The sequence below is a fragment of the Shewanella sp. UCD-KL12 genome (genome assembly GCF_001957125.1).
GTDB lineage: Bacteria > Pseudomonadota > Gammaproteobacteria > Enterobacterales > Shewanellaceae > Shewanella.
Map to the genome: position 1 here is coordinate 105,095 of NZ_MPHJ01000003.1, position 12,848 is coordinate 117,942.

Below are 12,848 nucleotides of genomic sequence, written 5' to 3' on the forward strand. Positions count from 1 at the left end.
TGATTTTTTGACATTTTTTATTATTAGGTCAAAATGCCGTAGTCGACAAGTTATTGACAATACAATGTTTTCGCCTGTTTTTTGACTGGTTTTGCAGTAAGTAAATATTCACTTGCTGATTCTTTTGTTATCAGTTGGTTACATTGGTTTCTGCTAGAATATTTACCGTATAGTGTGCTTTGGTGGGGGTAATGTGAATATTTATTCACCTATTAGTATTAAGGTGTATTAATAAAAATGTATTTTTATGAAATGCTTATTCCAATTTGTTATTAGTGTTTTGAGTGATAATGGCAACCTTTTGGGATTTAACCTCCATGCCATGAATCACTGACTTGCCAATTAAGGTATCTATTTATGAACTCGATTTTCTTGGTTATCCTATATGCATTGAACATGCAAAGTTGCAGAGCTATTTGAAATGAATGAACAGATGTTGTTGGATGCTATCAATCAGAAAATGCCTTTCGGTAAATATGCGGGACGAAAATTGTTAGAGCTGCCTGAGCCGTATTTAGTGTGGTTTCATTCAAAAGGCTTCCCGGAAGGCAAGCTCGGTGAGCAGCTTGCTTTAATGTATGAGATTAAACTAAATGGGTTAGAAGGCATGTTACAGCCCTTACTCGATAAGTCAGCACGACGTTAGTTCATACTCGAGCCTACAGGAAGTTCCCCAATTAATGATGATTATTTGATAGTGAGATCTTGCTCTAAAAGTTTTCTATTGCTAGGAAGTTTGTGACTTCTATTAGAGATTTATTATGTGCACCATGCTTTAATAGCCTCATTAAGCCGAAAACAAATCGATAAACATCGTAAAAAGGAACAAGCAATGATCGCTAAACTTATTAAATTGGCAGCAGTTGCCACACTTGCATTAGGTATCTCAAGCGCATGGGCTGCTGGTGTTGTTCATGAAGGTACTGTGCTAGATACAATGAACGGTGGTGGTTACACCTATGTTCAGATTAAAGAGTCAGATAAGACGTTCTGGGCAGCTGGTCCTCAAATTGAAGTAAACAAAGGTGATACCGTTGTTGTTCAAGAGCAGATGTGGATGAATGATTTCACCAGCAAGACACTTGACCGTACTTTCGATGAGCTATTGTTTGTTGGACGTATCGACAAAAAGTAGCCTTGGCTTAAAGTAACAAACTCATATTCAACTGAGTTCAGTTCAACATAATAAATGGTGGCTTGATTACATTTGTGATCGCCACCATTTTTGTATTTATCTAAAGACGTTTCTGTAGCAAACTAGCATTATCATCCCTTTCTCTTTAGCAGATATGTATTCAGTCATTCCCTATCATGCAGCTTATGCTCAAAGCATCAGTCAACTTTTTCACGATGCTATTCATGGGATAGATGAAACGCTATATTCGAGTGCTGATAAATCAGCTTGGTCGGCTAAACCTAGGTCTAGATATCATTGGCACAAGCGTATGACACGTTCCAAATCTTGGTTGGTGATTGAAACCAATTATCTGCGTGGGGACTTACCTGTCTGTTGTGGCTTTATAAATGTTGAAACTGGATTTTACACCCAGGGCTATATCGATAGCCTCTATGTTCACCCTGAACACCAAGGGCAAGGTGTTGCCAAGTTACTCTATGAAACGCTGGAGAGCTGGGCTGTAGCCCAAGGATATTCTGAACTGAGCGTCGATGCATCCCATCTCTCTAAGCCACTTTTTCTTAACTACGGGTTTAACGTTAAGCATAGAAGTTATCAGGAAAAACTGGGGCAAGTGATCATGGGGTTTCTAATGGCTAAGCCTCTTGTTAGTAAACAACAATAAATATCAGTAAGAAACTGTAGGTTAAAGTGGGGGGAGCCTAACTCCTTTTAGTCAGGCCATATCAAATATTAGCCCTGATACACCACTCTCTTTGTGAGCGATTATATCGAGCTTATCAACGTTGGTGATCGCTGCTCCATCTCCGGCTTTTAGCAGTTTTCCTTCAAGCATAAGCTCACCATCAATAAGATGAACATAGAGCTTGCGTTGAGGCTCTGTTTCATAACGGGTTTGCTCCTGCGCCACTAATGACAGCCGATAAAGATAAGCATCTTGTTTTATCTTCAGTGTGCCGTTTTCACCTGTCGGGCTCACTATTGCCTTGATAGCCTGCGTTTGCTTGAAATGCTTTTGCTGGTAGCTAGGCTCACCACCTACAGTATCAGGCTGGATCCATATCTGCAGAAATTTAAGCGATTCTGATTGAGAAGGGTTAAACTCACTGTGATAGATCCCTTTGCCAGCAGACATCAATTGGAACTCACCTGCAGGTAACCGCTGGTGATGACCTTGACTATCTTTGTGTATTATCTCCCCTTGTGTAACATAACTAATTATCTCCATATCCCTGTGACCATGAGTATCAAAACCCGCCCCTGGTGAAACGGTATCGTCGTTGATGACCCTGAGTGACGCAAAGCCCATTCGATTAGCATCGTAATAATCAGCAAATGAGAAGCTATGTTTACTGTCTAGCCAGCTAAACTTTCCTCTGCCTCTTTGGCTACTAACTCTTATATCAAGCATGTCTAACTCCTTCTCTCGTTATTTTCTAAAGCTTAATGGCTTTAATTAACTGTCGATCGGCGGATAAATTACCAGCTCCAGATATCATTAATGATATCGATGCGGCTAATAGTGCGAGGCCAAACTCATAGCCATTATTGGACATGAATAGACCATTACTGAAGTGAACAGAAAAGATGGCAATCAGCATAGTAAAAGCAAGTACGGCCGCTGTAGGTCTTACTGCTAATCCGATTAAGATCATGAGACCACCGAAAAACTCGCTACTACCTGCTAGTAGAGCCATAAGGTAACCAGGCCCTAACCCAATAGAATCCATCCATTGACCTGTGCCTTCTAAGCCATAACCACCAAACCAGCCAAAAAGCTTTTGGGCGCCGTGTGCCATAAAGATAATGCCTATTGGTATCCTTAAGGCTAACGTGGCGAAACTTGTTTCAGAGTTAATCAGTTTGTAGATATTTGACTTCATGTTTATCTCCTAAATGAATTTATTACATGTATTAAGGCTTAACTTAATGCTTGTACTTAAGCTTACTCTTGACTTTAAGTGAACAAAATCGGAACATTTTGACCTCTGTATTCAAATAAATTGAACTGGTGGTGGCATGTCTTCCTTGATCACATTAGATGCATTAAAAGTGCTTGATGCAATTGAAACAAAAGGTAGCTTTTCATCGGCCGCAGAGTCTTTGTACAAGGTGCCATCAGCGCTGACTTACACGATGAAGCGTTTAGAATCCGATCTTAAGGTCAAGCTTTTTGACAGAAGTGGGCAACGTGCTGTATTAACCCCTGCTGGCCGCTTGGTGTTAAGTCAGGGGAGGGAGATATTAGCTGCGGCTATTCAATTGGAGGAGGCTGTACATCAGTTATCCACCGGCTGGGAGCCAAAGTTAGTGATCGCTAAAGATACGGTATTGAGCGAATTACCTTTGCTTAAAGAGGTGGGTGTATTTACTCGGCTGGGTAAGCAAGTCGCTGTTTCGATACTTGATGAATCACTTGGAGGCGGCTGGGATGCGTTACATAGTGGCAGGGCGGATATTGCTGTGGGGGTGGTTGAGGACAGACCGAAAGGCGAATATCAATTACAATCCATTGGCATCATGGAGTTTGTTTTTGCGATAGCACCTGATCACCCTCTAGCAGCCAATCGCCTCATCACTAATGAAGATCTTCTGCGCTATCCATCAGTTGTTGTGGCTGATACTTCAGTCACTCTTGCTGAGCGTTCTTCTGGGATTTTTGAGAGTCGACAGGTGATACGAGTGCAGAGCATGGCAAGTAAGATTAAGGCACAAGAGCTAGGAGTAGGTGTCGGATTTTTGCCAAAGCACATGATAGCAGCAGAGTTGGAGTCAGAAAGCCTTGTTGTGCGCCAAACAGAGCGTGAACGACACCCACAACCTCTATGTATTGCTTGGCGACGAAATGAGGAGGGCAAAGCACTGCGCTGGTTTGTTGAACGGTTAGCTCAACGAGATTGGGGGCTGACGCCCCATTAAAATTGCTTAATTGTTTGCGCTCGCCTCTCGATGGCTCGTATAGGTGATTTGGGGTGACAACTCTTGCTCTAACGATTGCTTGCTCTCAATAAAGCGGATGAAAGCTGCTGGTAAGGTGAGATCTTCAATCGCTTTTTGCCATTGCGCTTTCAGTAATGGCTGGTAGCCCTCTTTGCCTGAAGCGGTATAAGCAGATGAAACACCATAGTAATGTTTATCACGTTGAACCTTGTGCCATTGCTCTTCACTCTCTGAGTGACAGATCACCTCTAGCGATAAGATCCTCTGCCCAAGTGGTCTACGGCCGTCATAGCAGTATTTAAGTCCATAGGTATAGGGGAAACTGCCAGCACCTGTTCCGGTAACACTGTTATTCGTGGCGGAGTTAATTGCTGACTCAATGGCCTCAAAGAGGTGGGCACCTAATATTTGATACTGTACCAAAGGGAGTTCAAAGGGTAATAAACGACCGATAACATCAGCCAATGAAATAGAGCCCTTATTGAGAGACTGGCGAATACCGCCGGCATTATGCAGGGCGAAATTTACCTGAGGGTGACGTTTTTTAGCTTCATGGTAGATGCTTTTACATACCCAAGGAGCAATTTCACTGCCATGAGGCAGTGCTTTACTGGGTAGGCGAGTATGAATGAGGTCTCTTGGAACAAAACCTAGCACTTGGCTATCGAGTGCATCGATGGCCGGACGGTAATGCGTTGCAATTATCTGCGCTATATCTGCATCTTCTTCAGGGCCTAAGCATCCAGGGTGGTTTGTCACAATATCTTTTACTGCCTGGTACTCGTCAGCAAATACTTCATCTTCCGATTCGATAATGAATTGCTGGTCTAGCATAAAGAAGTTGTGACCATTTATCTGTGTGACTTCACCTTGGGCATTAAATTCAATATCTGCAAGCCCTATGGTTTCAGCATGTTTGCCTGCGTGTAAGATTGGTGTGTTATTGACGCGCTCTGCATAAGGGGTGGCACTATGTCCAAGTTGCTCAAAATCGCCTTGGAGCGTGTGTGTATGCCCACCTACGATAAGGCTAATACCATCGACTTTATCGGCAATGACTCTGTCTTGAATTACGCCTAGGTGGCTAAGTAAAACAATATGATCGACCCCTTGAGACTTTAACTTGGCGATAGTACGTCGAGTCGTTGCAATAGCATCAATAAAGTGGGTATCGGGATCGGGACGGGCAATCGATGCCATCTGATCTAACGTGATCCCAATAATTGCCAACTTTTTATCACCAAGTGGCTTAAAAAGCACCTTAGCCGTTGCTGAGTCGCTATCGTAATCAAGTAGATTAGGGTGCCCCCGCATTGGGCTCTCTTTACTCGGATCTTCCTGACTCAGATCCATGTTGCCTGCGAGTAATGGAAACTCAATATTATTTAAAAACGAAAGTACAGGCGCGTTCCCAGCATCAATTTCATGGTTTCCTAACACCATAGCATCAGGTTGCAGTTCATTTAAAAGGTGGGCATTGGCTAACCCTTTAAACTGACTAAAGTAAAGGGTCCCTTGAAAGGTATCTCCTGCATGTAGAAATAGAAATACCTGCTGCTGACTTTCAGCTAAAGTCCGTGCTTGCTTAACTTGATAAGCGATACGCGCACAGCCGCCTGTATGACTATAAACTTCATATTTTTTACCAGCATGGCTAATTGAAAACTTGACACGGCTGGGTTCGAAATGTGAATGGGTGTCATTGATATGTGCGAGCTTGAGTGAGTAACTTGATGCCATCTATTTCTTATCTACCTTAATGCGGCCGGAGATTTTACCACCTATTTGACAATAAAAAAGGGAAACTTATGTTTCCCTTTTATGACGAAGTGTAAAGCTATTATACCGATAGCTAACTAGTTAGCCTGTGATGAGTCGCTTTTAGGCGTCTCAAGGTAAGATTCAAATTCACCGTCATCAGAGAGCCTGATCCCTTTTTCATTCATACGCTGTTCCCAGCGCTTTCGCGCTAACTGCTGCATGTCTGTTACAGGGTCATTACTATCGACAATCTCTAATCCAAGCAGAGACTCAATAATATCTTCTAAGGTTACTATGCCTTCACCTGTACCATACTCATTGACGACCATGGCAATTTTAGTATTTCGTTTTATTAGTAGCTGAAACAGTGGCAATATTTTAGCGGTTTCAGGCACGATAACTAAATTACGTTTTAAGTCACCAATCTGTGCATTTGGCGTTCTACGTTCAGCCAGCAAAATTTCATTGCGATTAATAAAGCCGATGACATCATCAGGGTCTTCATTAAAAATGGGAATTCTGGTGAACGGAGAGGCTTTATGTTTACGTGCAAACTCTTCATGAGACATAGCGCTAGGCAGGCTAAACATCACGGTTCTTGGCGTCATAATGGCGGTAACTGGCATCTCTTTAACTGTCAGCATTTGAGTCAGAATCTTAGATTCTTGTTCATCGAGCTCACCAGATTCATGGCCAATTTTAGCCATTGCACTCATCTCTTGACGAATGTATTGACCGTCATCGCTTTTGCCTAGAAGCTGAGTAACCTGCATCGACATCCAGATCAGTGGCTTAGTGATTCGTTCCATCCAAAGTAGCGCTGTTGACACTGATGGTGCGAGTTTTCGCCAATGGTTAGCCCCTAAGGTCTTAGGGATAATTTCAGAGAAAAACAGGATCAAAAAGGTCAGTACTGCCGAAAAGACACCCAACATTTCACTACCGAATACTTTTGCAGCCTGAGCACCAGCAACAGCAGCACCGACAGTATGGGCAATTGTATTGAGTGTCAGAATAGAAACGAGTGGAGACTCAACATTTTCTTTTTGTTGGCCAAGTCGTTTTGCAGCTTCCGGGTTTGATTGAGTTAAGTTTGCAATGTAGCTAGGCGTTACAGAAAGTAAAACGGCTTCAAAGACACTACAGAGAAAGGAGACTCCAATAGCGACTGCTACAATAATAATGAGGGTGATCATTTAAGGATTTACAATGACGGACCGATATTAGCCCAATGGAATTCTAGCATAACCCTGACCCACATCAAGAGATAGAGATTGTGATTTTCTCTCTCCTTTTGTAACTAAAGTCATCAAGGGGCTATTTTTCGTAACAGAATTGGTTGTTTGATTAATTAATGTTCATTTAGCGTATCCTTGCTAAATTCGGTGTGACTAGCTAAAACAGCCGATAATCTGTATAATTCGCCGCCCTGTGATAGGCATTAGAACAGTTTAAGTGTTGAGGTTAGTTAAAATGAGTGAGAAGAAGATCAATTTATTGGATCTTGACCGTAAAGGGTTAAGAGCGTTATTCACCGAGATGGGTGAAAAACCATTCCGCGCTGATCAACTGATGAAGTGGATATACCATTTCGGTGTCAGTGACTTCGAGTTGATGACTAATATCAATAAAGCACTGCGTGCCAAGCTTTCACAGCGTTGTGAGATTGTCGCCCCTGAAATTTCAAGCTATCAAAAGTCTAATGATGGCACCATCAAGTTTGCAATCAATGTAGGTGATGGACAAGAAGTTGAAACCGTCTACATTCCAGAAGGCGACCGTGCGACCTTATGCGTATCATCACAAGTAGGTTGTGCGCTCGAATGTACTTTCTGTTCTACGGCTCAGCAAGGATTTAACCGTAACCTAACGGTTGCTGAAATCGTTGGTCAGATCTGGCGAGTTGCTGATTTTATCGGATTTGTTAAAGAGACGGGTGAACGTCCTATTACCAATGTCGTGATGATGGGAATGGGCGAGCCACTTCTCAACCTTAAAAACGTGATCCCAGCAATGGATATCATGCTTGATGATTTCGGTTTTAGTTTATCGAAAAGACGAGTGACAGTGTCAACCTCTGGTGTGGTTCCTGCACTAGATAAGTTAGGCGATGCGCTTGACGTTGCTCTGGCTGTGAGCATTCATGCCCCCAATGATGAACTGCGTGATGTGCTTGTTCCTGTCAATAAAAAGTATCCTCTTGAGGAATTTTTAGCGGGTATTAGACGTTATATTGCTAAGTCTAACGCTAACCGTGGCCGCGTAACGGTTGAGTATGTCATGCTCGATCATATTAATGACAGCACCGACCAAGCCCATGAACTTGCTAAGTTGATGAAAGATACACCATGTAAGGTTAATTTAATTCCATTTAACCCTTATCCTGGTTCTCCTTATGGTCGCTCTTCTAATTCACGTATTGATCGCTTCTCTAAAGTGTTAATGGAATATGACTTAACAGTCATAGTGAGGAAGACACGAGGTGATGACATTGATGCCGCTTGTGGACAGCTTGCAGGGGATATTAGAGACAGAACTAAGCGTTTAGCGAAAAAACGCATGCAAGATAGTCAAATTTCGGTCACAATAAACTAACTCTCTGAATTTTTGAAAGATAGGCTTGCTAATGATGCAAGGATTGCTAAAAATAACTTCAGTACTCGTTCTGTCAACAAGCTTGTTGACAGGATGCGTGAGCCAAGAAGTTTACAGCGGTACCGAAACGCCTGTAGCGGAACGTAGCTTTGATAATGTCGCCGCTGCAAGACAAAGAGCTCAGCTCGGCCTCACATATTTAAAAAAAGGTAATAGTGCGCAGGCAAAATTTAACCTGAATAAAGCGATAGAGTTTGCACCGAATATAGAAGATGTTAATGTTTCTATGGCTTACTACTATCAAACCGTAGGCGAGCTAGATAATGCTGAAACCTATTATCGTAAAGCGATAAATAGCAGCGATGCCACAGGTGATGGCATGAACAACTTTGGTGTTTTTCTTTGCCAGCAGAAGAAATACGCAGAGTCTGAAAAGGTATTTTTGAAAGCGATAAAAATGCCAGCATATACACGGGCTGCAGCCAGTTACGAAAATTTAGGTATCTGCAGTCGCAAAGCAGGTCAGTTACAAAAAGCGCAAGAATACTTCGGTATGGCATTGCGATATGACCCAAGAAGGCAAGTGTCTTTAATTGAATTAACCGAGATCGACGTTGAAACCGGTGACTATAGTAATGCTCGAGCCCAACTCGCTCGTTACCATAGAGTGGTTGCTGAGTCCGCTGAGAGTTTAACGTTGGGAATAAAAATTGAGCAGGGCCTAAACGATCTTGATGCAGCAAGAAAATTTGGTATTTTACTTTTAGCCAAGTTCCCCGCATCAGTCGAAGCCAAGCAATATCGAGCCAGTATGCAATAATGACTAAAAAACAGATCGATACGCTACAGGACGAAGCCGATAATCAAATAGATGCGCCCGAGTCAGAAACTATCGGGTCACTTTTACAGCAAGCTCGACTCGCAATGGGAGCCAGTGTTGCTGACGTTGCAGGGCAGCTGCACCTTAGACCTTGCATTGTGACCGATATCGAAGCCGATAGGTTCGATGAAATTGCGTCTCCCACTTATGTCAAAGGCTATGTGAAAAACTTCGCACGCATAGTCCAAGCCGATCAAGCTGCAATAAAGCGTTGCCTAGCAATACAACTCCCTCAAGCTGTCGATCCACAAATGCAAAGTTTTTCACGTAAGACGACACGACAAGCCAGAGATGGCAGGTTGATGTTTGTGACGTATTTGATTGGGTTTATTTTATTAGCACTGCTGGTGGTCTGGTGGGTACAGAAGTCAGATCTTCTCTCTTCAACAGACATCTCTATGCCTACCGTCGAAGAGATTGCTGATTCCTCAAGCTCGACAGAGCGCCAAGTTACAGCAGAACAAGAAACAGTAGAGCAAGCAAGCGTAGCGCTACCATCAGTAGCGTCTGTTTTTGATCACGAAGCTGAAGCTAATGATGAAAACCTTAAAGGTGATGTAAGCCAAGGTGTATCGTCATCCAATGAAGCTGCTTTGGTAGAACCTATTTTAGTAGAAACGCCAAGCGCTGAGGTTACCACTCATGTGGCAGATGAAAGCACTTTGTCGGCATTAATGGTTGACCTGAATGGCGACTGCTGGATAAATATTACCGATTCGAGCGGTAAAGTTTTAGTGAACGATCTAAAGCGTGCAGGTAGTAAGCTTAATCTGTCAGGGGCTGCACCATTTAAGCTGACACTTGGTGCACCGCAATCTGTCAATATAGAGCTGGACGGCAAAGCCGTTAGCTTAGCTGATTTCCCTAGCGGACGTGTTGCGCGTTTAACATTGCCATTTGCAGGCTAAATCAATTTTTGAATCCACATTAGATTTTGTTGCTTAGGCGACAAAAGAGATAGAGTAATTAAGATGTACAATGAAACTCCAATTAAAAGACGTGCTTCTACCCGTATCTATGTCGGTGATGTGCCTATTGGTGATGGTGCTCCGATAGCAGTACAGTCGATGACTAATACTCGCACTACAGATGTTGACGCGACCGTGGCTCAGATCCGCGCACTTGAAAACGTTGGAGCAGATATAGTACGTGTCTCAGTCCCTACGATGGATGCGGCTGACGCGTTTAAATTGATTAAGCAGCAAACCAATGTCCCGCTAATTGCAGATATCCACTTTGATTACCGTATTGCCCTTAAAGTGGCTGAATATGGTGTTGATTGTCTACGTATCAATCCAGGTAATATTGGCAGTGAAGATCGTATCCGTAATGTCGTTGCCTGCGCGCGTGATAAGAATATCCCAATTCGGATCGGTATTAACGGTGGCTCTTTAGAAAAAGATTTGATGGATAAGTACAAGGAGCCGACACCCGAGGCCTTACTTGAATCCGCTATGCGTCATGTCGATATTCTCGATAGACTTAACTTTGAACAATTTAAGGTCAGTGTTAAAGCATCTGATGTGTTCCTTGCCGTAGAGTCATACCGCTTATTGGCTAAACAGATAGTACAACCACTGCACTTAGGTATTACTGAGGCAGGCGGCGCTAGAGCTGGTTCGGTAAAGTCTGCCGTCGGGCTTGGTATGCTCTTGGCAGAAGGCATCGGTGATACCCTGCGCATCTCGTTAGCCGCAGATCCTGTGGAAGAGATTAAAGTCGGCTTTGATATCCTTAAGTCGTTACGTATTCGCTCACGTGGCATCAACTTTATTGCCTGCCCATCATGTTCTCGTCAAGAGTTCGATGTTATCAGCACAGTTAATGCATTAGAGGAGCGCTTAGAAGATATCGTTACCCCTATGGATGTTTCTATTATTGGTTGTGTGGTTAACGGCCCAGGTGAAGCGCTTGTTTCCGATATTGGCCTTACTGGAGGTAATCGCAAGAGTGGTTACTTTGATGATGGGGTGAGGCAAAAAGAGCGTTTTGATAACGATAATATCGTTGACTCACTTGAAGCAAAAATCAGAGCCAAAGCTTCTATCATTAATGACAGAATCCCAGCGAAAGACCTAAGCAAATAGTCCTTTCTCATAAGCAGATTTAGCAAACATGCTTGCTAAATCTGCTTTTTGGTATCGACAGTTTGCAAATTAACAGTTTTGAGTTTGATAATACTGCCCTGCGGGATATACTGCGGGACATTTTTTAATTTTTATAGCTAAATCGGACGAGTCTAAATCGTGGCAAAACAGATCCAAGCGATTCGCGGAATGAATGACATTCTGCCATCCCAAAGCCCTCTATGGCAAAAACTAGAAAGCGTACTACGTGAAACCGTAAGTGCTTATGGTTATAGCGAGATCCGTACTCCTATCGTAGAGAGTACTGATCTTTTTAAGCGTTCGATTGGCGAAGTCACCGATATCGTTGAAAAAGAGATGTACACTTTTGACGACAGAAACGGTGATAGCCTAACACTTCGTCCAGAAGGTACAGCCTCAACAGTACGTGCGGGCAACGAGCATGGATTACTTTATAACCAAGAGCAGCGTCTTTGGTATATGGGACCAATGTTTAGGCATGAACGCCCTCAAAAAGGTCGTTACCGTCAGTTTAATCAGTTTGGTGTAGAAGTTTACGGTATTGGCACTGCTGATGTTGATGCTGAAGTACTGATGCTGTCTGCGCGCTTATGGGAAAAGCTTGGTATCACTGATCATGTGACGCTAGAGCTTAATACCTTAGGTGATCCTGCTGAACGCGCCACTTATAGAGAGGCTCTGATTGCTTACTTAGAGCAGTTTAAAGAGCAATTAGACGAAGAAAGTCAGCGTCGTATGTACACCAACCCTCTACGCGTATTAGACACGAAAAACCCTGAAGTTCAGGCATTGTTAACAGATGCTCCTGAGTTGACCGACTACCTTGGTGAAGAGTCTCGCACACATTTTTCATATTTATGTGAACTCTTAGACGCCGTTGGCATCAAATACGTCATCAATCCTCGTCTAGTGCGTGGATTAGATTATTATAACCGCACAGTTTTCGAATGGGTTACCTCAAGCTTAGGTGCTCAAGGTACTGTTTTAGCAGGTGGTCGCTACGACGGGTTAGTTGAGCAGTTAGGGGGTAAAAATACCCCCGCTGTTGGTTTTGCTATGGGCCTTGAACGCATTGTTTTAATGCTGGAAACCTTAGAGCTGACTAAAGATATTCCTGCCACTGTAGATGTTTATGTCACTGCGATGGGCGATGCCTGTAAAGTCGAAGCGATTAAAATAGCTCAATCATTGAGAAGCCAAGTGCCGAACTTGCGAGTGATGAGCCATTGTGGTGGCGGTAACTTTAAGAAACAGATGAAGCGTGCAGATAAAAGTGGTGCTTTTGTTGCCTTAGTGATTGGCGAAGATGAATTAGCCAATAACCAGGTAGCGATTAAATATCTGCGTGAGAAGAAAGAACAAGAATTGGTTGCCCGTGATGAGTTGGCAACTTATATTGCAGAACTGATTTAGAGAGGAAGAATAC

Annotated in this window: 13 protein-coding genes; 9 read left to right on the forward strand and 4 right to left on the reverse strand. The window is 43.0% G+C overall.

All coding sequences use genetic code 11. The annotated features are described in order from the left end of the window. The first annotated feature begins 421 nt into the window (after positions 1–421). The 3 genes from BM736_RS08205 to BM736_RS08215 all read left to right on the forward strand — a co-directional run bounded on the left by BM736_RS08205 (position 422) and on the right by BM736_RS08215 (position 1,802). The gene (locus BM736_RS08205) at positions 422–646 is read left to right on the forward strand and encodes a DUF3820 family protein (RefSeq protein ID WP_076410757.1); all 225 of its coding nucleotides are present in this window, start codon (positions 422–424) and stop codon (positions 644–646) included. A gap of 186 nt (positions 647–832) precedes the next feature. Beyond that, positions 833–1,135, forward strand: a complete 303-nt coding sequence (locus BM736_RS08210; RefSeq protein WP_076410759.1) for an NrfJ — start codon at positions 833–835, stop codon at positions 1,133–1,135. A gap of 154 nt (positions 1,136–1,289) precedes the next feature. After that, on the forward strand, positions 1,290–1,802 hold the full coding sequence (locus BM736_RS08215; protein ID WP_076410761.1) for a GNAT family N-acetyltransferase: 513 nt from the start codon (positions 1,290–1,292) through the stop codon (positions 1,800–1,802). A gap of 51 nt (positions 1,803–1,853) precedes the next feature. Here BM736_RS08215 and BM736_RS08220 read toward each other — a convergent pair whose 3' ends face one another. Beyond that, positions 1,854–2,549, reverse strand: a complete 696-nt coding sequence (locus BM736_RS08220) for a pirin family protein (protein WP_076410763.1) — start codon at positions 2,547–2,549, stop codon at positions 1,854–1,856. A 25-nt stretch (positions 2,550–2,574) separates the two neighbouring features. Beyond that, positions 2,575–3,021 carry a DoxX family protein gene (locus BM736_RS08225; protein ID WP_076410766.1) on the reverse strand — a complete coding sequence of 149 codons (447 nt, stop codon included), beginning with the start codon at positions 3,019–3,021 and terminating at the stop codon, positions 2,575–2,577. 136 nt (positions 3,022–3,157) lie between these two features. Here BM736_RS08225 and BM736_RS08230 point away from each other — a divergent pair, with 136 nt between their 5' ends. Then, complete coding sequence (locus BM736_RS08230; RefSeq protein WP_076410768.1) at positions 3,158–4,057, forward strand: LysR family transcriptional regulator; 900 nt, start codon at positions 3,158–3,160, stop codon at positions 4,055–4,057. A gap of 6 nt (positions 4,058–4,063) precedes the next feature. On the opposite strand, the gene BM736_RS08235 is transcribed toward BM736_RS08230, so the two are convergent. Both BM736_RS08235 and BM736_RS08240 read right to left on the reverse strand, forming a co-directional pair. Next, entirely contained in the window at positions 4,064–5,818 is a 1,755-nt protein-coding gene (locus BM736_RS08235; protein WP_076410770.1) for a bifunctional UDP-sugar hydrolase/5'-nucleotidase, read from the reverse strand. Positions 5,819–5,934: 116 nt separating this feature from the next. Next, on the reverse strand, positions 5,935–7,035 hold the full coding sequence (locus BM736_RS08240) for a CNNM domain-containing protein (protein WP_076410772.1): 1,101 nt from the start codon (positions 7,033–7,035) through the stop codon (positions 5,935–5,937). Between the two features lie 277 nt (positions 7,036–7,312). Here BM736_RS08240 and BM736_RS08245 point away from each other — a divergent pair, with 277 nt between their 5' ends. The 5 genes from BM736_RS08245 (at position 7,313) to hisS (ending at position 12,835) form a co-directional block, all read left to right on the forward strand. Further along, entirely contained in the window at positions 7,313–8,434 is a 1,122-nt protein-coding gene (locus BM736_RS08245; protein ID WP_076410773.1) for a bifunctional tRNA (adenosine(37)-C2)-methyltransferase TrmG/ribosomal RNA large subunit methyltransferase RlmN, read from the forward strand. Between the two features lie 31 nt (positions 8,435–8,465). Further along, the gene (gene pilW, locus BM736_RS08250; RefSeq protein ID WP_076410775.1) at positions 8,466–9,254 is read left to right on the forward strand and encodes a type IV pilus biogenesis/stability protein PilW; all 789 of its coding nucleotides are present in this window, start codon (positions 8,466–8,468) and stop codon (positions 9,252–9,254) included. Beyond that, the gene (locus tag BM736_RS08255; RefSeq protein ID WP_076410776.1) at positions 9,254–10,222 is read left to right on the forward strand and encodes a RodZ domain-containing protein; all 969 of its coding nucleotides are present in this window, start codon (positions 9,254–9,256) and stop codon (positions 10,220–10,222) included. The genes pilW and BM736_RS08255 overlap by 1 nt, the downstream gene beginning before the upstream one ends. 63 nt (positions 10,223–10,285) lie before the next feature. Continuing rightward, positions 10,286–11,401, forward strand: a complete 1,116-nt coding sequence (gene ispG, locus BM736_RS08260; protein ID WP_076410779.1) for a flavodoxin-dependent (E)-4-hydroxy-3-methylbut-2-enyl-diphosphate synthase — start codon at positions 10,286–10,288, stop codon at positions 11,399–11,401. Positions 11,402–11,560: 159 nt separating this feature from the next. Next, positions 11,561–12,835 (forward strand): histidine--tRNA ligase, encoded by a 1,275-nt coding sequence (gene hisS / locus BM736_RS08265; RefSeq protein ID WP_076410782.1) that lies wholly within the window; start codon positions 11,561–11,563, stop codon positions 12,833–12,835. The last annotated feature ends 13 nt before the right edge of the window (positions 12,836–12,848 follow it).